Source organism: Zunongwangia sp. (genome assembly GCF_048269745.1).
Lineage (GTDB): Bacteria > Bacteroidota > Bacteroidia > Flavobacteriales > Flavobacteriaceae > Zunongwangia.
Genome location: NZ_JBLXIB010000006.1, coordinates 155653 through 176860 on the forward strand (window position 1 = coordinate 155653; position 21208 = coordinate 176860).

Annotated in this window: 23 protein-coding genes; 13 read left to right on the top strand and 10 right to left on the bottom strand. The window is 33.3% G+C overall.

Annotated elements, in window-relative coordinates; all coding sequences use genetic code 11:
- The first annotated feature begins 78 nt into the window (after positions 1-78).
- Positions 79-738 (top strand): queuosine precursor transporter, encoded by a 660-nt coding sequence (locus ACN0WI_RS09310; RefSeq protein ID WP_417886515.1) that lies wholly within the window; start codon positions 79-81, stop codon positions 736-738.
- A 53-nt stretch (positions 739-791) separates the two neighbouring features.
- Positions 792-3491 carry an AsmA-like C-terminal region-containing protein gene (locus ACN0WI_RS09315; RefSeq protein ID WP_417886444.1) on the top strand — a complete coding sequence of 900 codons (2700 nt, stop codon included), beginning with the start codon at positions 792-794 and terminating at the stop codon, positions 3489-3491.
- 99 nt (positions 3492-3590) lie between these two features.
- Here the strand turns inward: ACN0WI_RS09315 and map are convergent, their stop codons facing one another.
- Genes map through ACN0WI_RS09330 form a run of 3 tightly spaced genes read right to left on the bottom strand, consistent with a single transcriptional unit; the run spans position 3591 to position 5737 of the window.
- Positions 3591-4355: a type I methionyl aminopeptidase gene (gene map / locus ACN0WI_RS09320; protein WP_417886446.1), complete on the bottom strand. Its 765-nt coding sequence runs from the start codon at positions 4353-4355 to the stop codon at positions 3591-3593.
- A 20-nt stretch (positions 4356-4375) separates the two neighbouring features.
- Positions 4376-4936: a sugar O-acetyltransferase gene (locus tag ACN0WI_RS09325; RefSeq protein ID WP_417886447.1), complete on the bottom strand. Its 561-nt coding sequence runs from the start codon at positions 4934-4936 to the stop codon at positions 4376-4378.
- 6 nt (positions 4937-4942) lie between these two features.
- Entirely contained in the window at positions 4943-5737 is a 795-nt protein-coding gene (locus ACN0WI_RS09330; protein WP_417886448.1) for a DUF2797 domain-containing protein, read from the bottom strand.
- Positions 5738-5844: 107 nt separating this feature from the next.
- On the opposite strand from ACN0WI_RS09330, the gene ACN0WI_RS09335 reads away from it, so the two are divergent.
- From ACN0WI_RS09335 to ACN0WI_RS09350, 4 genes are all read left to right on the top strand, one after another.
- Positions 5845-7356: a GH3 auxin-responsive promoter family protein gene (locus ACN0WI_RS09335; protein WP_417886450.1), complete on the top strand. Its 1512-nt coding sequence runs from the start codon at positions 5845-5847 to the stop codon at positions 7354-7356.
- A 423-nt stretch (positions 7357-7779) separates the two neighbouring features.
- Positions 7780-8031 (top strand): hypothetical protein, encoded by a 252-nt coding sequence (locus ACN0WI_RS09340; RefSeq protein WP_417886451.1) that lies wholly within the window; start codon positions 7780-7782, stop codon positions 8029-8031.
- 87 nt (positions 8032-8118) lie between these two features.
- Positions 8119-8418 carry an ATP-dependent metallopeptidase FtsH/Yme1/Tma family protein gene (locus tag ACN0WI_RS09345; protein ID WP_417886453.1) on the top strand — a complete coding sequence of 100 codons (300 nt, stop codon included), beginning with the start codon at positions 8119-8121 and terminating at the stop codon, positions 8416-8418.
- Between the two features lie 3 nt (positions 8419-8421).
- Positions 8422-8613 (top strand): PLDc N-terminal domain-containing protein, encoded by a 192-nt coding sequence (locus ACN0WI_RS09350; protein WP_417886454.1) that lies wholly within the window; start codon positions 8422-8424, stop codon positions 8611-8613.
- Between the two features lie 65 nt (positions 8614-8678).
- Here the strand turns inward: ACN0WI_RS09350 and hemL are convergent, their stop codons facing one another.
- The 4 genes from hemL to ACN0WI_RS09370 are packed head-to-tail and all read right to left on the bottom strand — an operon-like array spanning position 8679 to position 12114.
- Entirely contained in the window at positions 8679-9971 is a 1293-nt protein-coding gene (hemL, locus tag ACN0WI_RS09355; RefSeq protein ID WP_417886455.1) for a glutamate-1-semialdehyde 2,1-aminomutase, read from the bottom strand.
- Between the two features lie 15 nt (positions 9972-9986).
- Entirely contained in the window at positions 9987-10811 is an 825-nt protein-coding gene (locus ACN0WI_RS09360) for a glucosaminidase domain-containing protein (RefSeq protein WP_417886456.1), read from the bottom strand.
- A 1-nt stretch (position 10812) separates the two neighbouring features.
- On the bottom strand, positions 10813-11772 hold the full coding sequence (locus ACN0WI_RS09365; protein ID WP_417886457.1) for a 1-aminocyclopropane-1-carboxylate deaminase/D-cysteine desulfhydrase: 960 nt from the start codon (positions 11770-11772) through the stop codon (positions 10813-10815).
- Positions 11773-11811: 39 nt separating this feature from the next.
- On the bottom strand, positions 11812-12114 hold the full coding sequence (locus ACN0WI_RS09370) for a hypothetical protein (RefSeq protein ID WP_417886458.1): 303 nt from the start codon (positions 12112-12114) through the stop codon (positions 11812-11814).
- Between the two features lie 56 nt (positions 12115-12170).
- Here ACN0WI_RS09370 and ACN0WI_RS09375 point away from each other — a divergent pair, with 56 nt between their 5' ends.
- Both ACN0WI_RS09375 and ACN0WI_RS09380 read left to right on the top strand, forming a co-directional pair.
- Positions 12171-12338, top strand: coding sequence for a DUF5522 domain-containing protein (locus tag ACN0WI_RS09375; protein WP_417886460.1), 168 nt, complete (start codon positions 12171-12173; stop codon positions 12336-12338).
- 329 nt (positions 12339-12667) lie between these two features.
- The gene (locus ACN0WI_RS09380; RefSeq protein ID WP_417886462.1) at positions 12668-13207 is read left to right on the top strand and encodes a DUF4136 domain-containing protein; all 540 of its coding nucleotides are present in this window, start codon (positions 12668-12670) and stop codon (positions 13205-13207) included.
- Between the two features lie 52 nt (positions 13208-13259).
- Here the strand turns inward: ACN0WI_RS09380 and ACN0WI_RS09385 are convergent, their stop codons facing one another.
- From ACN0WI_RS09385 to alaS, 3 genes are all read right to left on the bottom strand, one after another.
- Complete coding sequence (locus ACN0WI_RS09385; RefSeq protein WP_417886463.1) at positions 13260-13874, bottom strand: DUF4230 domain-containing protein; 615 nt, start codon at positions 13872-13874, stop codon at positions 13260-13262.
- A 304-nt stretch (positions 13875-14178) separates the two neighbouring features.
- Positions 14179-15141: a GSCFA domain-containing protein gene (locus ACN0WI_RS09390; protein WP_417886465.1), complete on the bottom strand. Its 963-nt coding sequence runs from the start codon at positions 15139-15141 to the stop codon at positions 14179-14181.
- 79 nt (positions 15142-15220) lie between these two features.
- Entirely contained in the window at positions 15221-17833 is a 2613-nt protein-coding gene (alaS, locus tag ACN0WI_RS09395) for an alanine--tRNA ligase (protein ID WP_417886466.1), read from the bottom strand.
- 134 nt (positions 17834-17967) lie between these two features.
- Here alaS and ACN0WI_RS09400 point away from each other — a divergent pair, with 134 nt between their 5' ends.
- From ACN0WI_RS09400 to ACN0WI_RS09420, 5 genes are read left to right on the top strand one after another with little or no spacing between them, the layout of a single operon-like run.
- Positions 17968-18945, top strand: coding sequence for a M23 family metallopeptidase (locus ACN0WI_RS09400; protein ID WP_417886467.1), 978 nt, complete (start codon positions 17968-17970; stop codon positions 18943-18945).
- Complete coding sequence (locus ACN0WI_RS09405) at positions 18945-19274, top strand: MerR family transcriptional regulator (RefSeq protein ID WP_417886468.1); 330 nt, start codon at positions 18945-18947, stop codon at positions 19272-19274. Before ACN0WI_RS09400 ends, ACN0WI_RS09405 begins: the two co-directional genes overlap by 1 nt.
- 3 nt (positions 19275-19277) lie before the next feature.
- A complete protein-coding gene (locus ACN0WI_RS09410; protein WP_417886469.1) occupies positions 19278-19874 on the top strand; it encodes a LemA family protein in 597 nt (198 codons plus the stop codon).
- 12 nt (positions 19875-19886) lie between these two features.
- Positions 19887-20333, top strand: coding sequence for a TPM domain-containing protein (locus ACN0WI_RS09415; protein WP_417886471.1), 447 nt, complete (start codon positions 19887-19889; stop codon positions 20331-20333).
- Positions 20334-21143, top strand: coding sequence for a TPM domain-containing protein (locus tag ACN0WI_RS09420; RefSeq protein WP_417886472.1), 810 nt, complete (start codon positions 20334-20336; stop codon positions 21141-21143).
- Positions 21144-21208 lie beyond the last annotated feature (65 nt).

Here is a 21208-nt window from a genome sequence, read left to right on the forward strand (position 1 = left end):
TTTTGTTAGTAAGTATTTTAAAAAAATAATTTGGCGAAACTCAACTTAAAAGATAAGCTAACCGCATATCGATTTTACATGATTTTAGCGGCTTTATTCATTGCATCACTGGTGGTTTCTAATTTAATATTTCAAAAATTTTTTAGTTGGAATTTTTTTGGGCTCTACACATTTGAAATTTCAGTAGGAATTTTGCCTTATCCAGTTACTTTTTTAATTACCGATATTATTAGTGAAGTGTACGGCAAGAAAAAAGCCAACCAAGTGGTTACCGCAGGAATTTTTGCATCGCTCTTTTCTTTAGTGATTATTTATACCGCAAATGCTGTTCCAGCAACAGATTGGTCGCCTATTGGAAACACGCTCTTTACAAAGGTTTTTGGCGCTACGGCTATTGCTGTAATAGCCTCAATGTTGGCATATCTATTTGCTCAATATATAGACATTCAGCTTTTTCATTTCTGGAAAAAGCTTACCAAAGGAAAACATCTTTGGATTCGAAATAATTTCTCGACGTTCCTGTCTCAATTTGTAGATACTTTTTCAGTGCTTATTTTACTATGCAGCTTTAATAAAATTGAATGGGACAAATTCGGAACGCTGTTACTTAGCGGATTTCTGTTTAAAGTAATCGTCGCAATTTGCGATACTCCATTTTTATATCTTGCAGTTTATGGTATTAGAAAGCGATTTAAACTAACACAAGGAGAAGAACTTACATTAGAAGAAGAAAACTAAGTTTAACCAAAACTTAGAACATTAAATAAACGACTTACAAGACTGATCTGATTATGAAAAAAGTTTTTAAAATTATAGGAATTACGCTACTGGTAATTGTAGTATTACTAATTGTAGCGCCATTTATATTTTCGTCGCAAATTGAAGGTTTCGTCAAAAAAACCATCAATAAAAATGTAAATGCTAAAGTTGAATTTGCCGATTTAGATTTGAGTTTATTTAGAAGTTTTCCACAGGCCACAGTAGTCCTCAGCAATGTTAGCGTAATTAATAACGCTCCTTTTGAAGGTGATACGCTTGCGGATGTTGGAGAATTAACACTTGAAATGAGCATTAAAGAACTATTTAAAGGTAGCGATGAAGCTAAAAAAATTGATGAGTTTAAAGTAAATAATGCTTACCTAAATATTTTAGTAGACTCTTTAGGGAGAGCAAATTATGATATTGCTAAAGTAGATACTACTGCTAATTCTGCACAAACAGCAACAGATACTACAGGCGGTTTAATTTTAGATCTGCAGCACTACGAAATCAATAATTCCAAATTAAATTATATCGACAAAGGCGCTAAAATGGCCTTACAATTAGAGGAATTAAATCATAGCGGAACCGGTGATTTTTCACTCGATCAAACCAAATTAGATACCGATACTGAAGCCATTGTATCTTTCGAAATGGATAGCGTTAATTATTTAAGTCGAAATAAAGTAGCTTTAGATGCTGTGCTTCAAATGGATTTAGAAAACATGAAATATACGTTTCTAGAAAATGAAGCAAAAATCAATCAATTACCACTTACTTTTGATGGTTTTGTAAAAATTGATGGTGATGATACGAATATCGATTTAACATTCAAAACACCTTCATCTGACTTTAAAAACTTCTTGGCGGTAATTCCTGAAGTATATGCAAAAAATATCGAAAATGTTGAAACCAAAGGTGATTTTGTGGTAAACGGCATGATTAAAGGAACGGCTAACGATACCTATATTCCGAAATTAGATATTAACGTAAGCTCAAATAATGCTTCTTTTAAATACCCCGATTTACCAAAAAGTGTAGAAGATATTAATCTTGATCTTCGTATTTTAAATGAAACCGGAATTGTAGAAGACACCTACCTTACTTTCAATAATGTAAAATTCAGAATCGATCAAGATCGTTTTGCAGCCAACGGAAGTGTAAAAAACCTAATGGGAAATATGTTAGTAGATTTGGATTTAAACGGAACGCTAAATTTAGCGAATCTTGATAAAGCTTATCCGCTAGATATGGATCTGGATTTAAATGGAATTTTAACCGTAGATGCTTCAACTAATTTCGACATGAATAGTATTGAAAAAGAACAATACCAGAATGTAAAAAGTAGCGGTACGGCAAATATCAAAAACTTTAGTTATAAATCTCCGGAAATCCCGAACGAAGTAAAAATATCAAGCGCCAAAGTAAACTTGAAACAAGGGAACGTTTCCGTTCCTGAATTGAATCTAACCACAGGACAAACCGATTTACAAGCAACAGGAACCATCAAAAACCTAATGGGATTCTTGTTTACTGATCAAGAATTAAAAGGAGACTTCAACGTAAAATCGAATACTTTTGCAGTGAACGATTTTATGGTGGCACAAACCGAAGAAAAAGCGGCAGCCACTTCCGAAGAAAGTACTGCTGAAACGGCTAAAACCGAAAAAGTAACCACCGGTGAAGAAGCTATTAAAATACCGTCTTTTCTTGATGTAGCCCTTGCTTTTAATGCTAATAAAATTTTATACGATAACCTGAAGCTGACTAATGCAAAAGGGAAAGTAATTATTCGAGATGAAACCGCTACGTTGCAAAATATCACTTCAGATATATTTGGAGGGAATGTTGCACTTAACGGAAATGTTTCTACCAAAACAGCAACGCCTACTTTCGATATGTCGTTAGACTTGAATGCTATAAATATTGCTGAATCTTTCAACGGACTAGAACTAATGCAAGGATTGGCTCCTATTGCCAATGCATTACAAGGTAAAATTCAGACGAATCTGAATTTAAAAGGAAATTTAAATAAAAATTTAACTCCAATTTTAACCAGCCTAGCCGGAGATGCTTTAGCAAAAATCCTAACAGCAGATATCGATTCTAAAAAAATGTCGCTTTTATCGAAACTGGATGAGCAAATTAACTTTATTGACTTTGATAAAATTGATTTGAATAATCTAAAAACAAAATTAACCTTTGATAATGGCGCAGTAAATATCCAACCTTTCGATTTTAAGATTAAAGATATTCTAGTAAAAATTTCAGGTAGTCACGGGTTTGATATGAACATGAATTATAAATTAGATCTGGATGTTCCGGCCAAATATTTAGGAAACCAAGTAAGCAGTACATTAAGCAAACTTAGCGGATCAAGTCTTGAAAATACTAAGGTTGAAATACCTGTTGGGTTAAACGGAACCTTCCAAAGCCCAAAGATTAACCTGAATATGCAACAAGCAATTACCAGTTTAACTCAGAAAATTGCTAAAGAACAAAAAGACAAGCTAAAAGAAAAAGGCGCTAATGCTTTAAATGATCTTATCAATAAACAATTAGGAAAAAATAAACAGGACAATGCAGCCATTACAGATAGTACTGGTACAGCAAAACCTACGAAAACTGTAGACACCACAAAAACGCAGGAGAAAAAAATCGAAGATGCTGCAAAATCAATTTTAGGAGGATTACTTAACAGAAATAAGAAAAAGAAAGATACGGCACAGTAACCGAGTTGTCTGTAAAAAAATAAACCCGCTTAGAATTTTATAATCTAAGCGGGTTTGTTTTAATATTTCATTACCTCAATAAAAGAATAATTACTGATATTAATTCCATATATCGTTAGCCTCGGTTAAAATTACAGGAGCTCCAGAAGTTACTAAAATAGTGTGCTCATGCTGAGTCACGTATCCTCCTCGGTCGCCAAGTAATGTCCAGCCGTCGTCAGCTTGTAAGGTATACGTTGATTTTGTAGAGATAAAAGTTTCTATAGCTACAGTAGTATTCTTCTTAAATCGTTCTTTATTACTTTTTATCCGAAAATTAACAATATCCTCTGGTTTCTCATGCAAGCTTCTACCTACACCGTGTCCTGCTAAATCTTTAATTACTTTAAATCCATGCTTTTTAGCTTCGCTTTCCATAGTAAAACCAATATCTGCAATCTTCACACCTCCTTTAATTTGAGCAATCGCTTTTTTCAGAATAGCCTTAGAAGCATCTACTAGCGGCTGATGCTTATGTATATCTTTTCCCATAACAAAAGAGCCACCATTGTCTGACCAAAAACCATTAAGTTCTGCCGATACATCTATATTTACTAAATCACCTTCTTTTAAAATTTTATCTTCTGAAGGAATACCATGGGCTGCTTCATTATTTACACTTATACAAGTATATCCGGGAAACTTGTAAGTTTCAAACGGTGCAGACTTGGCACCATAACCCTTTAAAATTTCTGCTCCATAATCGTCGATTTGCTTAGTAGACATTCCAATTTCAGCATATTCTCTCATCATTTTTAGTGTATTGGCTACTGCTTCACTAACTGCCTTCATTCCTTCTAACTCTTCCTCTGTTGTTATCGACATTTTATTAACAATTTGTATTCTTACTGATTTATTTTCTTAATTTCTTTACACGGATTTCCAGCTGCAAAAACATCCGCCGGAATATCTTTGGTTACCACACTACCTGCTCCTATAACTGCACGATCGCCAATTTTAACACCGGGACAAATGGTAACATTTCCTCCAACCCAAACATCTTCTCCAACTTCTATCGCTTTAGAAAATTCTAAAAGCGAAGCCCTTTCTTTTGCATTTAAAGGATGTGAAGCAGTATAAATTTGCACATTAGGTCCAAACATGCTACACGAACCAATGCTGACTTGCATCCCATCTAAAACAACACAATTAAAATTGAAATAAACGCCTTCTCCAGTTTTTATATTATACCCATAATCACAAAAAAATGGTGGCTGAATAACCAAATCTTTTCCTGCATTCGGAATTAAATCGTGTAAAGTAGCTGATAATTTTTCTGGCTGATCTTCAGGTAGTGAATTATATTTTTTTAATAAAGCTCTAGCTTGTAATCTTTCCGCAGTTAATTCCTTATCTCCGGAAAAATACAATTCTCCGGTCAGCATTTTTTCTTTTTCAGATTTCATGCTTCTTTATACTATTTGCAATTCTACTACAAAACCTTCGTGAGAGCGTACATTAAAAACCGTTCCATCTTCAAATAATAAATATTGTCCTTTTACACCCATTAATTTTCCTTGATAAAAAGGTGTTTTTGTTAAGTTCAGCGTTTTTATTTTTTCTGAATATTTTTTTACCGGAAAATTAATTTCAGTTTCTTCATTATCAGTTATAAAATAGCTTTTAGCTTCTTCCGGAATAAATTCTTTTAGCTTATCACGTTCTTCTTTTAAATCAAGATCTAAAATATCATTAGTCAGCATTTTTCTCCAATTCGTTTTATCGGAAACATGCTCTTTTAAAGCAATCTCTGTAATTCCTGCTAAATATCGGTTAGGAACTTCTACAATTTCAATGGCCTCATGTGCTCCTTGATCGATCCATCGAGTTGGTACTTGTGTTTTTCGAGTTACCCCTACTTTTACATTACTTGAGTTGGCTAAATACACAATATGCGGTTGTAATTGTACTCGTTTTTCGTACTCTAAATCCCGATCTTCCTGACTTAAATGCGCCTTACTTAATTCGGGCTTCATAATCCATTCTCCAGCTTGTGGAATCGAAGTAAAACAATCGTAACAAAAACCTTGACGAAATATTTTTTTCTGTTGTCCACAGTTTAAACACTGATAACGTAAAAAATTTAAACTGATTTTTTTCTCCAATAACTGATTTAAATTTAAAAAATCATTCTCAAAATCTAGATAATATTCTACCTCATCTACTAACTCCGTCTTCATTTTGGTGAGCACACCTTCGTATTTCATATCTTTTTCGTTATTTTTAACTCATGCCTTTTTGCAAGCTTCAAAGTTTCGATTATTTTTAACCACCAACCAAAAAGCTCTAGAGCTGATAAATATATAATAAATAAATGCCAATTCCATTAGTAAATTCCATTGCTTCATGGTTTCTCAAGAAGCGTATACATCAGATGGAATTATTTATAAAATATCCGAATGAAGTTCAGGACGAACTTTTAAAAGCGCTTATTAATAAAGCCAAAAATACTGAGATTGGCAGGAAATATGGTTTCAAATCTATCAACTCTTATCAAGATTTTGCTAATCAGGTTCCTATACATTGTTACGAAAATTATCACGAAGCTATAGAACGAAGCCGACAAGGAGAAAATAATATTTTTTGGCCAACTCCTATAAAATGGTTTGCCAAATCTAGCGGAACTACCAACGCCAAAAGTAAATTTATTCCGGTTAGTGAAGATTCTTTAGAAGATTGCCACTATGCATCGGGTAAAGATATGCTTTGCATGTATTTAAACAATAATCCGGAATCTCAATTATTTACAGGTAAGAGTTTACGATTAGGTGGTAGTAAAGAAATTTATCAAAATAATGGTACTAGTTACGGAGATCTTTCAGCAATATTAATCGATAATATGCCTTTTTGGGCAGAGTTTAGCAGTACGCCTAGTAATGGTGTTTCTTTAATGCACGATTGGGAAGTGAAAATGCAAGCTATTGTTGAAGAAACCATTAAAGAAAACGTAACAAGTTTAGCTGGAGTACCTTCTTGGATGCTAGTTTTACTAAATAATGTGTTAGAAAGTACCGGCAAAGAAAGCATTTTTGAAGTTTGGAAAAATATTGAAGTATACTTTCATGGTGGGGTAAGCTTCGATCCGTATGCTGCACAATACCAAAAAATACTCCCTAATGAAGATTTTCGATATTACGAAATCTATAATGCTTCAGAAGGATTTTTTGCTTGTCAAGACCGAAATGAGCATAAAGATTTATTACTCTTGTTAGACTATGGTATTTTTTATGAGTTTATTCCCATGGCTACCTACGGAACTAAATTAGAAAAAGTGATTCCGTTAGCTGAAGTTGAAGTTGGAAAAAATTACGCAATCGTTATTACTACCAATGCCGGACTTTGGCGTTATAAAGTAGGAGATACTGTTCGGTTTACCTCAACCAATCCGTACCGGATTAGAGTTTCCGGAAGAACGAAACATCATATTAATGTTTTTGGAGAAGAATTAATTATTGAAAATGCTGAAACTGCCCTAAAAAAGGCATCCTTATCTAATAACTGTGAAATTGTAGATTATACTGCAGCTCCAGTTTTTATGGAAGGAAAAGAAAAAGGGGCACACGAATGGATTATCGAATTTAAACATCCGCCCAAATCTTTAAAAGAATTTAATCAAGATCTCGATTTAGCCCTACAACAGGTTAATAGCGATTATGAAGCTAAACGTTATAATAACATGACGTTAAACGCGCCGAAAATTCATGTAGCCAGAGAGAAATTATTCCACGATTGGTTAAAGAAAAATGGAAAATTAGGCGGACAACATAAAGTGCCTCGTTTATCGAATTCTAGAGATTATGTAGAGGAATTGTTTACAATGATGTAACAGCTCAACTATATTACATTATAAATTACGGATTAACTTAAAATAGAGACAAGTGAAAACTTTAATCGCTATAATTCAATCTATACTCACATTCTTAGGAGTAGGATTTATAGCTGTAATTTTATATTTAGAATTACAATTATTATAGCAATCTACCTTAGTTTTTGGATTTATAAAATATTAAGAAGACGAGGTTACAACTCTGCTGTTTCTAAAATTCATTCATCTCCCGAACTTGATAATTTAAAACCGGATACTGAAAGTGAAGTAATCAAACTAACTCCGCTAGAATTTACAGACAAATTTAAGCACGGAGAAATAAATTTGTAAAAAACTACTATTTCTATTTGGGGAGATTATAGAGGGAAACAGCTTAACTCTAAAAAGAAGATAAGTACGGTAAAATTCGACACTACTCAAGCAATGTTATTGATATACTTTAACGATAATTACCAATTACAAATTGCTAACCCATCTTCCATTTATTATACCAACAGTTATCGAAAAATAATTAAAGCAAAAGAAATTAAATGGCAGGTAAGGAAAGATAATAAATTGGTGGATATTTACCATTATTGTTACACAGGGAGTAAAATAACTACAACGTCGAATACAAGCTGGAAACCTATGCCAACACTAGGTATAGGAATGAACGCTTTATACCTCCAAAACTAATATCTTTATGAAAAAATCTATAAAAAATTAGTATTTTTACTTACATTTAAAGTATACCCCAAACCGTTAATATTTTATTTCTGAATTATGAAAAAATTTTTACTCATAATCATTATTTGTTTTATTACTTTATTATCGACGTCGTGCAGTAAAGATTATAAAGAGATACCAAAATCTGAATTTACTGAGACTATCCTACCAGCAGAAAAAATAGAAAAAGTTGTTGTTGAAAATGGAGAATACTTAATAATATATACTTCTGAAAAAATTCCTTATAAAATTGTATCCATTTCAAATTATGAAATCAATCCATTAGTAGAAAAAATACAATCAAACAATAAAAATGTTGATATATCTTACGAACAAAGAATCAATATTTCTAGTTAGTTATTGATTTGTCAACTTTTAAATCTTCTGATTCCCATTTTAATCATTAGTCATATTATATTAATATGTATCGCATTGCGAAAAATAATTAAATCAACTGCGAATGATCTTGAAAAAATACTGTACGCTATTATTTCGATTTTTGTTCCATTTTTTGGACCGATTATTTACTTAACTACCAAACCAAAATCTTAATATAAGATTATAAAACAAAAAAAGCCGGTATTATTAAATACCAGCTTTTTTATTTTTAATCAAAATTAATTGAATTTCTTAGTAGCTTTATCGACTGCTGCAATAGTAGCATCAAGATCTTCATAGCTTAAAGCTTCACTGATAAACCAAGTTTCAAAAGCACTTGGTGCGATATAAATTCCGTTTTCTAACATTCCGTGAAAAAACGCATTGAATTTCCCTGTTTTTGCCGCTTCCGCAGAAGACTCAAAATCGGTTACCGGTTCTTCAGAAAAATGAATAGAAATCATCGATCCTACTCGGTTAATTGTATGTTTTACTCCGTTAGCATTCAATACTTTTTCGAAACCTTTATGAAGATATTCTGTTTTTTTATCGATACTTTCAAAAATTTCAGGATTTTCAGACAATTCAGTCAACATCGCTAATCCAGCTGCCATAGCTAACGGATTTCCACTTAACGTTCCTGCCTGATAAACTGGGCCTACTGGAGCCAAATAATCCATAATTTCATTACGGGCAGCAAAAGCACCAACCGGCAAACCACCGCCAATTACTTTTCCAAAACAAACAATATCGGCGTTAATCCCTAATCGTTCTTGTGCACCACCTGCTGCTAATCGGAATCCGCTCATTACCTCATCAAAAATCAATAAAATCCCAGTTTCATCACAAAGCTTTCTCAAACCTTCCAAAAATCCTTCAGCCGGAGGAATACAACCCATATTTCCTGGAACAGGTTCTACGATAATGCAGGCAATTTCTTCTTTATTTTGTTCAGCAATCTGCTTTACACCATCCAAATCGTTATAAGCGGCAAGCAACGTATCTTTAGCTGTTCCCTGGGTAACTCCCGGACTATTTGGCGTACCAAAAGTCATCGCTCCACTCCCCGCTTGAATTAAGAATGAATCGCTATGCCCATGATAACAACCGGCAAATTTGATGATTTTCTCTTTTCCGGTAAATCCTCTAGCTAACCGAACCGCACTCATACAAGCTTCGGTACCAGAATTCACCATTCTTATTTTATCGATATTAGGAACCATACTTACCGCTAACTCGGCAATCTTGGTTTCAATCTCGGTAGGCGTTCCAAAAGAAGTTCCTTTTTTGGCTTTTTCGATTACGGCATCAACCACAGGTTTGTGCGCATGACCAAGAATCATTGGCCCCCATGAATTGATATAGTCAATTAATTTATTTCCGTCTTCATCATAAATATAAGCACCTTCGGCTTTTTCAATAAAAATAGGATCGCCACCTACGGCTTTAAAAGCTCTAACCGGAGAGTTTACTCCACCAGGAATTACTTTTTTAGCTTCAGCAAATAATGCACTACTTCGTTGATAAATCATATCCTCGTAATTTTCTTATGGTCGTTCTTTTACTAATAATGTTTGTCCAATTTCAATATTGGTCCCGTTTAAATTGTTTAAACGTTGAATTTCCTCTACAGTGGTATTATAATGTTTGGAAATTGAATATAAGGTATCTCCTTTTTTTACAATATAACTATCCCCTTGAGGTTCTATTTGTGTTGTATAACTTGGTGAGGGACGTTCTAACACATCAGCATCGTACCGATATAATTCATATCGCTCAATTAATTCAATTAATTTCTGCGGATAGCGCCTATCGGTGGCATAACCTGCTTTTCGTAGACCTTTAGCCCAACCTTTATAATCATCTTTATCTAAATCGAAAAGTGCGGCATAGCGACGGCGTTCTGCTAAAAATAAAGAATGATCCCGAAATGAATATTTTGGATGACGATATTTACGGAAACATTCCTGATGCCTATCATCATCATGATATATTCGTTCTCCATTCCAGTCATGGCATTTAATTCCAAAGTGATTATTGGCTCGCTGCGCTAATCTGCCTTTTCCGGAACCCGACTCTAATATTCCTTGTGCTAGTGTTATGCTTGCAGGTATATTATATAAACGCATCTCTTGTTGTGCAATAGGTGCATAATCGGCAATATAATTTTCTACTGTAAAATCGTAAGTTCGTACCGGCATGGTTTCGGCATCTACAACTTCAGCGGGAGTTTCATTATTTCTATTTCCACGTTCGCGATTATTAATTATCGCTTCATTTTTGTGCTTTCGGGTTACTACTTTTTTCTTACTTCCACAAGAAGCTACAAAAAGTGCTAAAAAAACTAGAATTAGGTAAGGTTTCAACCTCATATTAATTATTTATTAATCTCATTTTCTTTTTTCTAAGCATATTATTCATTCCTGCAATTCCTTGTAAACCGCCGGTATGGATCGCTAAAATACGGGAATTTTCAGGAATTTTATTTTTTTTGATTAAATCAAATAGCCCAAACATCATTTTACCGGTATAAACTGGATCAAGCTGAATACCAAATTCGCTTTTGAAATAATTAATAAAACTTACTAATTCTTCATTTATTTTAGCATAGCCTCCAAAATGATAATCGGTAATTAACTTCCAATTATTCTTAGTACTGTAATAGGCTATTTCCTTTTTTAGAAAATCTCCTTTAAGTGCCGGAAAACTATAAATTGTTTGCTGTTCTTTAGAAGCATTGATTAATCCGGAAACTGTACCTCCGGTTCCGGAAGCTACCGTAACAAAATCGAAGTTTTTATCTTCTTCAGATAAAATCTCTTGACAACCTTTAATAGCCAAATCGTTAGTACCACCTTCGGGCACTAAGTAAAAATCGTTAAATTTAGTATAGAGCTTTTCGATGAAATCTAGATCGTTTTTCTTTCGGTAATCGGATCGGCTTACAAAATGGAATTCCATTCCGCAAGAATCAGCAAATTGTAGCGTGGGATTTGTTTTTAGGGTTTGCTGAAGACTATCGCCTAACTCTTCTCCTCGAATTACTCCAATGGTTTTCATTCCGTAGAGTTTACCGGCTGCTGCCGTAGCAGCAATATGATTGGAAAAAGCACCTCCAAAAGTTAAAATTCGGTTTTTGTGATGTTTTTCTGCTTCTAAAATATTGTATTTTAGTTTTCGGAATTTATTACCTGAAACGTCAGGATGCAATAAGTCCTCTCGCTTTAACCAAACTTCTATATTTTTTTCTGAAAATTTTCTTATAAAATCGTTTCGAGAAAAAACAGGTTCGTTTTTATCGAAAATGGATGAACTGGTTGCATTTGAATTCATACTGCAAAGATGAGAAAGGTGAAAAACGCTTCAAAGTATTTAACGATAATATTTAATGAAAGAAAAGGTTTTTCTATGTTTAAGGTAATCTTCGTCCTTTTCATTGCTGTAAGCTTCTACTTCAAAACTGATATTTTCGTAAGCTTTCATTGCATTTTTATAGTTAATCCAACGAAAAAGGAACTCTACGGCATAAAGAATATAAAAGAAAACGACCAACAATTCTAACTGTTGGCGTAAATGTATTTTCTCATGAGTTATTAACAAAATATCATCTTTATATTCCGCTTTCTTAACCACAATTACCGGCCAAATAGTAACAGCAATAAAGTTTTTGCCCAAGATATGTTTGTTAACCAAAATCATTTTCTTCAATATAAGAATTGTAAATTTGTTTTATGAGTTTTTCGAAAAAAAGAATTCCGATTGAAGATGGCGATTATTACTTAACGCCAGAAGGTTACAGATGTTTTACTGAACAATATCATTTAAAACGTGGGTATTGTTGCGAGAGTGGTTGCCGGCATTGCCCTTATGGTTACAATAAAAAAACAAATAGGCAGTAATTGGCAAGATTAAAATACAATAACATTTAAGAAAGAAATTTTAAAAGCAATGAATGCATAATTTTAGCGATATTTATTCCATAATTATCGATAACATTGCTAATATTGGTTCTGTTTCGGCATGATTATTGAATATAAAAAACTCTGAAAGAAGCATTTATAATTAATGTTTCTGAGATGTAATACGGAATTACATGAGAATTTTTAGGAAGAAATGATAGAACTTTTTTCCGGTAAACGAAGTATTTAATTAAATAGTAACGCTAAAATTCTCTATTCCGAATAAAAAAGATGAGTCTTTTTTTTGATTAAAAAATAATTCTGCTCCTATGAAAAAAATTTTTAAATTCACTCCAGTTGTAATACTGCTATCGTTATTAACTATTTCTTGCGATACAGTTAGAGTTGCTTCAGATTATGATCATGAAGCGAACTTTGATTCTTATAATTCATTTGCATTTTTCAAACCAGGTATCGATAAAGCTGAAATATCTGATCTTGATAAAAAACGAATTATGAGAGCTATAGAAACTAGCATGACTCAGAAAGGATTTGAAAAATCTAAAAATCCAGATTTACTAGTTAGTATTTTTACTAAAACCAATGAGAATATTAATATTTACCAAAATAATCCAGGTTGGGGTTATGGCTGGGGCTGGTCTCCTTGGTATTGGAATTCTGGTTTTAATACTGTAAATAGAACAAGCGATGGGACACTTTATATTGATTTAATTGATGCAAAAACCAAAGAGTTAGTTTGGCAAGGAATGGGAACAGCAGCACTAGCAGAAAAAGTAAGCAAAAAACAAGAACGTATTAACGAAATTGTTTTTAAAATTTTAGAAAAATATCCACCAGAACTCAAATAAAAACACCTGAATTATACAACAAAAGCCTCTTGAAAATTTATCAAGAGGTTTTTTAGTTTTTAAGTAATTTTAAATCTGTAGTTCCAGTAATAGTTTTGCTATTGTAAACCAACGTCCACCCCATTGTTTTGGTTACCACATATATTTGAGAAAGCTCACTAATTAATCGGTTTTGTGCATTATCTATAATCGAAGATTTTTCAATTTTTTTTCGGATGGCCTTAGTTGCTCGTTTCTTTATATTATTATAATCAGAGGCTTTAAATTGGTTTAAATAATCTTGAGTTACATCATAAAACTCGATATCCGGATAAATATTCAATTCAGGCTTCGGAATATTAGTTATAATAACTTGTTTGCTCTCTTCATCTATATCTGTAGTTAACTGTCTAAGATCGTAAGCTACAGTTACTTTAGCATTTACTACAATTAAAGCTTTTTTTCGAGCCGATAGAACATCTATATAAAATTTCTTATGATCCTTATAACTCCAAACTTGTGCAAAGTTCCCTTCCGTAACTACTAATTTACCTACATTTTTTACTTGTTCTTGAATTAATTGGCTTGCTACTTTAATTTCGCTATCAGCTTGTTGTTGTTTTTTGATATACTGATACCCAAAAACAATAACCACTGCTATAATAGCGCCTAAAAGGTACTTTTTCATGTATACTTTTTTACAAATAAAATTAGAACAAACTGTTCTTCTAAGATAGCGAATAATTAGGAAAGGCAAGTTTTATAAAAAACTTATGGACGGCCCCACCCGTCCATAAGAATAATCTCTAAAATCTACCCCAAACAAATTTTAGAAAAAGAAAGTTTAATTAATCATTTGTACTCAAAAACTGAATACGTAAATCAACAAATTAAGTTTAACAAGTTTAAAATTACAATAAATTTGCAATATTCCAAATTTTATATTGTTTTTTTTGACATTAACACATCATTACCGATTTAAATATGATAAATCAAAAATTTATACTTGATTCTCTATCCGTAAGCTTTATGATTTTTTGGTGTAGTTTTTTTAAAAATTTCTGATGGGATTGACTATTCTCATTGAAAGGACGATGATTTAATCCCTTTTGAATTGCATCAATTTCTGTAAGTAAATTTGTCGTTTTATTATTCACCCAAGCTCCTTTAAATTTTTCCCAGATATAATTTATTGCCATACCAGAAGGATGAACCATATCATCTGCATAAAAACGATAATCTCGCAATTCGTCCATCATAATTTCATAACTCGGAAAATAAGCTATTTGGTTGCATTCTTCAGCAGTAAGCTCTTTAAGAAACTTATTAAACCCTACTACTAATTGTGCTTTACTTTGCTGATTTTCTATAAATCCGTCTTTAAGATGTCGTACCGGAGAAACCGTAATAATTACCTTACAACTAGGATTCCAATTCCATAAAATAGCGCTTATTTTTTGTAAAGAATTACTTATTTCATGTGTTGTTAATAATCGCTTATTAAAATTACGCTGTGGAACTTTATGGCAATTAGCTACCACTTTTTGGTTTTCTTTATTTTCATACACCCAAGCAGTTCCTAACGTTAAAACTAGATGTGTTGCAGTTTTTAGATAGTTAGAAACATCGCTTAATAATATATTTAAATGTTCTAGATATTCCTGCTCTTCTGTTTTGTTTAATGAAGAATGTACATCGTAGCAAGCATACTGTTCATTTAAATAAAAAATATCTGCTGCTGAATATTGATAACCAGAATTCATTTTTTCAAATAAATTCTGAATAGCTATAGGATTAAAAATAATTCCGAAAGGATTTTGATAGGTATCAAATTTGAAATACTTCAGTTTATCTCCAATATTTTCTACAAAACAAGAACCAAATAAGGCGATTTTGGATTGATGAGTTATACTAGGAAATTGATTTTCTATAGGTACTTCAGTTTTAAAATTCATAGAAAGAATTTAAAAAAAAGAGCGTACACATCAATTTTCGATTAATATATACGCTCTTTTATAGATTTTGAATATTATATTATTCCGCTAAATATTTTTTAGCTTCAGCTAAAGCTTGTGTTATCCCTTCTGGTTTTTTTCCTCCTGCTGTAGCAAAGAAAGCTTGGCCACCGCCGCCACCTTGTATAAATTTCCCTAATTCTCGAACTATAGTTCCGGCATTTAAATTTTTACTTTCTACAAGTTCTTTAGATATATAACAAGATAGTAATGCTTTTCCTTTTTGTTCGGCTCCAAAAAGCAAGAACAGGTTATCTACTTCTCCTCCTAACTGAAAAGCTAAATCTTTAATCCCTCCTGCATCTAAATCTACTTGCTTTGCAACAAAATGAACTCCATTTATTTCTTTAAGCTCATTTTTTATTTCAGATTTCAGGTTTTTAGCTTTGTCTTTTAACAAGCTTTCCACTTGCTTCTTCAATTCAGCATTTTCAGCTTGTAAATTTTTAATTGCCTTTACAGGATTTTTTGCATTTTTTAATAAACCTTGAACATTCTCTAATACATCAGATTGCTCCTGGAAATATGCTTTTACAGCCTCACCAGTAATTGCTTCGATCCTACGGATTCCTGAAGCTACAGCACTTTCTCCAGTAATTTTAAAATACCAAATATCTGCTGTATTCCGGACATGTGTACCGCCACAAAGTTCCATAGAATCTCCAAAACGAATAGCTCGAACGCTATCTCCATACTTCTCTCCAAACAAAGCAATTGCTCCTCGATTTAGAGCTTCCTGATAAGCAATATTACGCTGTTCTTCTAATTGAAGGCTTTCTTGAATTCGATTATTCACAAAATTTTCTACTTCTTCTATTTCTTCGGAAGACAACTTACTAAAATGACTAAAATCGAATCGCATATGGTTAGGCTGCACCATAGAACCTTTTTGCTCTACGTGTGTTCCTAAAATTTTCCGTAATGCTTGATGTAATAAATGTGTAGCGGTATGGTTAGCCGCTGTTTTAGCTCTAGCTCCAGCATCTACAACCGCTGTAAACTCAGCCGAAATATCTTGAGGCAATTTCTTAGCAAAATGAACAATCTGGTTGTTTTCTTTTTTAGTATCGATAATACTAATTTTTCCTTCTCCAGCTTTCAAATATCCTTTATCCCCAACTTGGCCTCCACCTTCTGGATAGAAAGGAGTTTTGGTAAGCACTATTTGGTAAAGCGCACCTTGTTTTTTAGTTTCTACTTTTCGGTATTTGGCAATTTTAACAGGAGTTTCAAGTTCATCGTACCCTACAAATACATCCTCAGAAACTTCGGCTATTTCATGCCAATCCCCGGAGGTTATTTGTGTTGCTGCACGAGAACGATCTTTTTGCTCTTTAAGTGCTGCTTCAAATTCAGCAACATTGAGGGAGAATCCTTTTTCTTTTAAGATTAGTGCCGTTAAATCGATTGGAAAACCAAAAGTATCGTACAATTCAAAAGCTTTTGTTCCTGAAATTTCTTTAGAATTCGATTCTTTTACAATGTTTTCCAACAATACCAAACCTTGTTCTAAAGTTCGGAGAAATGAAAGTTCTTCTTCTTTTATGACATTCTCAATAAGTTGCTGTTGCTTCTCTAATTCTGGAAAAGCATCACCCATTTGAATTTTTAGCCTATTTACTAATTTATAAATAAAAGGCTCTTTAGTATTTAAAAATGTAAATCCGTAACGGATAGCTCGTCTTAAAATTCGACGTATTACATAACCAGCTCCGGTATTACTTGGTAATTGGCCATCGGCAATACTAAATGCAACGGCACGAATATGATCGGATATTACACGAATGGCAATATCAACTTCTTCAGATTTACCGTATGTAGTATTGGTTATTTTTTCAACCTCAGCAATAAGTGGGGTAAACACATCGGTATCATAATTCGATTGTTTTTTCTGCAAAGCCATACATAAACGCTCAAATCCCATCCCGGTATCGATGTGCTTAGCAGGTAATTCTTCTAACGATCCGTCTGCTTTTCTGTTGAATTGCATAAAAACCAAATTCCAAATTTCTACCACCTGAGGATGATCGGCGTTTACTAATTCTCTACCCGATTTTTTAGCTTTTTCTTCATCTGAACGAATATCGATATGAATTTCGGAACATGGCCCGCATGGACCTTGATCTCCCATTTCCCAGAAATTATCTTTCTTATCGCCATAAATAATACGATCTTCAGGAATAATTTTCTTCCAAATTTCTAAAGCCTCGGTATCTAAGCCTACTCCATCTTCCTTACTTCCTTCAAAAACGGAAACATATAAACTATCTTTATCAACTTTAAAAACATCTGTTAATAATTCCCAAGCCCAATTAATAGCTTCTTCTTTAAAATAATCACCAAAACTCCAATTTCCTAACATCTCAAACATCGTATGGTGATACGTATCGTGCCCAACTTCTTCTAAATCGTTATGCTTGCCACTTACTCGTAAACACTTTTGCGAATCGGTTACACGAGTACTTTTAGGGATTGAATTACCAAGAAAATATTCTTTAAACTGGTTCATCCCGGCATTGGTAAACATCAATGTAGGATCATCTTTTACAACCATCGGGGCAGAGGGTACAATACTGTGATTTTTTGATTGAAAAAATTCTAAAAACCGTTTACGAATTTCTTGAGACTTCATGTACTGCGCTTTCTTCTTAAATTAATAAATTATGCAGGCTTTAAAACAATTGCTATCTTTGTTCGTTACCGTATACTATTGCACACATTTTGTGTACAATATATTTGGAAACAAAAATAGCATAAATTTAACTCATGTCGAAGGTTAAATATTATTACGATAGCGAAACACTTTCTTATAAAAAAATCGAGCGCAAAAAACGCCGTCGGTTTGGCATTGCTTTATTAAGCATTCTAGGGAGTTTTTTAGCCGGTTTCGTTTTGTTACTGATTTACCTTAACATTCCACAAATTGAAACCCCCAAAGAAAAAGCCTTAAAACGAGAATTGCAAAACATGAAATTGCAATATGGTTTACTAAACAAAAAAATGAATCAGATACAAGATGTAATGGATAATATCGAAGATCGCGATAATAACATTTACAGGTTGTATTTTGAAGCTAATCCAATTCCTGAAGAAACCCGAAAAGCAGGTTTTGGCGGGATTAATAGATATAAAAATTTAGAAGGTTTTGATAATTCTAAATTAATAATAGAAACCACTAAACGATTGGATATTTTAACCAAACAATTGGTAGTACAATCCAAATCGCTTGATGAAATTACAGAACTTGCAAAAGAAAAAGAAGCCTTACTTGCGGCTATTCCGGCTATTCAACCAGTAAAAAATGAAGATTTAACACGAATTGCTTCTGGTTATGGCTGGCGAACCGATCCGTTTACAAAGGTTCGTAAATTTCACTACGGAATGGACTTTACCTCTCCAAGAGGAACCCCTGTTTATGCAACTGGAGATGGTACTGTTGCACGAGCAGATAATCATAGCACCGGCTATGGAAATCATATTCGTATCGATCATGGTTACGGTTATGTTTCGCTATATGCCCATTTATATAAATACAATGTGCATCGCGGCCAGAAAGTAAAACGTGGCGATATTATCGGTTTTGTAGGAAGTACCGGACGCTCGGAAGCACCACATTTACATTATGAAGTTTTTAAAGATGGGGAGCGTATTAATCCGATGAATTTTTATTACGGACATCTTTCTGCGGAAGAATTTGATGAAGTACTAAAAAAAGCACAGCAAGAAAACCAATCTCTAGATTAATGCAAATCGAGCTACCTAATAAAAGATATTACAGCATTGGCGAAGTTGCAAAAGCTTTTAAAGTTAATGCATCGCTAATTCGTTTTTGGGAAAAAGAATTTGATGTAATAAAGCCAAAGAAGAATGCAAAAGGAAATCGAAAATTTACTCCAGAAGATATAAAAAACTTAGAGTTAATTTATCACTTAGTTAAAGAACGAGGTTTTACCCTAGAAGGTGCTAAGACCCATTTAAAAGAAGAAAAACAAAAAACCTTAAGCAATTACGACATTGTTCGTAAATTAGAAGGAGTAAAAAAAAGTTTATTAAATCTTAAAAATCAATTATAGCATATGAAAAAATGGTTAATCCCACTTATTGTAATTATAGTTTTAGCAATTATTGGCTACAAAATGACAGCTGGTGTAAACAATACAGGTGTGGAACTTGAAGAAAACGCTAAAGAAGCATGGTCTAACGTAGAGAGCTCATATCAGCGTAGAAACGACCTTATTGGAAACTTAGTAAATACTGTTAAGGGAGCTGCCGATTTTGAACGTGGCACCTTAACCGACGTTATTGAAGCAAGAGCAAAAGCGACTTCAGTAAATATAGATGCTTCTAATTTAAATGCTAATCAAATTCAGCAATTCCAAAAGGCACAATCTGGCGTATCTTCAGCATTATCAAAATTATTGGTAAGCGTAGAACGTTATCCTGAATTAAAAGCTAACCAAAACTTTTTGCAATTACAGTCCCAATTAGAAGGGACCGAAAACAGAATTAATGTAGCTAGAGATCGTTATAATGCAGCGGTAACAAACTATAATACGTATATACGGAAATTTCCAAATAATATTTTTGCGGGCATGTTTGGTTTTGAAAGAATGGAACGTTACCAAGCAGATGCAGGCTCAGAAAACGCACCAGATGTTCAATTTGACTTTTAAAAATTATTTTTTATGAGTAAGAAAAAAAGAGATTCTTTTTTAGATCAAAATGAAGAAGAAGCCGTTATTAATGCAATTAGAACTGCAGAAAAAAGAACATCCGGAGAAATTAGGGTCCACATAGAAAAAACAGCCGGAGATAAAGATATTTTTGATCGAGCTATGGAAGATTTCCAAATGCTAAAAATGCACAATACAAAACAAGAAAATGGTGTTTTATTTTATGTAGCTATTGAAGATCGAAATTTTGTAATTTATGGAGATCGTGGCATTAACGATGTTGTAGAAGACGATTTTTGGGAAAGTACAAAAGAAGTTATATTAAAAGAATTTAAAAAAGGAGATTTCAAACAAGGTTTAATAAACGGAATTTTAAAAGCCGGAGATAAACTTAAAAATCATTTCCCTTGGCAAGAAGATGATGAGAATGAACTTTCCGATCAAATTTCAAAAGGATAAATGACATATTCCAATATAAAAACAGCTGTTTTAAGTCTATTCCTACTATTACTTAGTTTTGTAGGATTTGCACAAAGGGACATTCCAGCCAAACCCGACAAACAAACACCGGTATATGATGAAGCTAATGTACTTTCTGATGCTCAAGAACAGCGTTTAACTCAAAAACTTGTTAGGTATGCCGATACTACATCTACCCAAATTGTAATAGCTACCATAACTTCTTTGGAAGGGGAATACATTGGAACTTATTCAGCAAAATGGGCACATAAATGGGGTATCGGGCAAAGTAAAAAAGATAATGGCTTATTTATACTATTATCAAAAGATGATCATAAAATATGGATTACTACCGGATATGGATTAGAAGAATATCTTACCGATGCTAAAACCAAATTGATCATTGAAAATATTATTTTACCGGAGTTTAGGAAGAATGATTTCTACAGTGGTTTAGATAAAGGTACTACTGCAGTAATGCAAGTTTTAGCAGGCACTTTTAAAGGCACCCCTAAAGCCAGAGAATCTTCTGGAAACTCTGCAAAGCCTATTGCGCTTTTTATCATTGTTTTTATCATCATTATTATTTCTCTTATCGGGAAGAATAAAGGTGGTGGAAAAGGCGGTGGTCGTCGTGGTCGTAGCACTTTAATGGATGCTATTATTTTAAGTTCTCTTGGACGCGGTAGTTTTGGCGGTGGAGGATTTGGAGGCGGTAGCTCTGGAGGAGGCTTCGGAGGCGGTGGCTTCGGTGGCGGTGGCTTCGGTGGCGGTGGATTTGGCGGTGGTGGTGCCGGTGGTAGCTGGTAATTTCACCGTCTAAAAAATATACTAAAAACGCCCAATCTTTATTTAGATTGGGTGTTTTTATATAA

Bases quoted from the DNA above. Each gene is read 5' to 3' on its own strand.
- ACN0WI_RS09310 (WP_417886515.1), top strand. From the start codon at position 79: ATGATTTTAGCGGCTTTATTCATTGCATCACTGGTGGTTTCTAATTTA.
- ACN0WI_RS09315 (WP_417886444.1), top strand. From the start codon at position 792: ATGAAAAAAGTTTTTAAAATTATAGGAATTACGCTACTGGTAATTGTA.
- map (WP_417886446.1), bottom strand. From the start codon at position 4,355: ATGTCGATAACAACAGAGGAAGAGTTAGAAGGAATGAAGGCAGTTAGT.
- ACN0WI_RS09325 (WP_417886447.1), bottom strand. From the start codon at position 4,936: ATGAAATCTGAAAAAGAAAAAATGCTGACCGGAGAATTGTATTTTTCC.
- ACN0WI_RS09330 (WP_417886448.1), bottom strand. From the start codon at position 5,737: ATGAAATACGAAGGTGTGCTCACCAAAATGAAGACGGAGTTAGTAGAT.
- ACN0WI_RS09335 (WP_417886450.1), top strand. From the start codon at position 5,845: ATGCCAATTCCATTAGTAAATTCCATTGCTTCATGGTTTCTCAAGAAG.
- ACN0WI_RS09340 (WP_417886451.1), top strand. From the start codon at position 7,780: ATGTTATTGATATACTTTAACGATAATTACCAATTACAAATTGCTAAC.
- ACN0WI_RS09345 (WP_417886453.1), top strand. From the start codon at position 8,119: ATGAAAAAATTTTTACTCATAATCATTATTTGTTTTATTACTTTATTA.
- hemL (WP_417886455.1), bottom strand. From the start codon at position 9,971: ATGATTTATCAACGAAGTAGTGCATTATTTGCTGAAGCTAAAAAAGTA.
- ACN0WI_RS09360 (WP_417886456.1), bottom strand. From the start codon at position 10,811: ATGAGGTTGAAACCTTACCTAATTCTAGTTTTTTTAGCACTTTTTGTA.
- ACN0WI_RS09365 (WP_417886457.1), bottom strand. From the start codon at position 11,772: ATGAATTCAAATGCAACCAGTTCATCCATTTTCGATAAAAACGAACCT.
- ACN0WI_RS09375 (WP_417886460.1), top strand. From the start codon at position 12,171: ATGAGTTTTTCGAAAAAAAGAATTCCGATTGAAGATGGCGATTATTAC.
- ACN0WI_RS09380 (WP_417886462.1), top strand. From the start codon at position 12,668: ATGAAAAAAATTTTTAAATTCACTCCAGTTGTAATACTGCTATCGTTA.
- ACN0WI_RS09385 (WP_417886463.1), bottom strand. From the start codon at position 13,874: ATGAAAAAGTACCTTTTAGGCGCTATTATAGCAGTGGTTATTGTTTTT.
- ACN0WI_RS09390 (WP_417886465.1), bottom strand. From the start codon at position 15,141: ATGAATTTTAAAACTGAAGTACCTATAGAAAATCAATTTCCTAGTATA.
- alaS (WP_417886466.1), bottom strand. From the start codon at position 17,833: ATGAAGTCTCAAGAAATTCGTAAACGGTTTTTAGAATTTTTTCAATCA.
- ACN0WI_RS09400 (WP_417886467.1), top strand. From the start codon at position 17,968: ATGTCGAAGGTTAAATATTATTACGATAGCGAAACACTTTCTTATAAA.
- ACN0WI_RS09405 (WP_417886468.1), top strand. From the start codon at position 18,945: ATGCAAATCGAGCTACCTAATAAAAGATATTACAGCATTGGCGAAGTT.
- ACN0WI_RS09410 (WP_417886469.1), top strand. From the start codon at position 19,278: ATGAAAAAATGGTTAATCCCACTTATTGTAATTATAGTTTTAGCAATT.
- ACN0WI_RS09415 (WP_417886471.1), top strand. From the start codon at position 19,887: ATGAGTAAGAAAAAAAGAGATTCTTTTTTAGATCAAAATGAAGAAGAA.
- ACN0WI_RS09420 (WP_417886472.1), top strand. From the start codon at position 20,334: ATGACATATTCCAATATAAAAACAGCTGTTTTAAGTCTATTCCTACTA.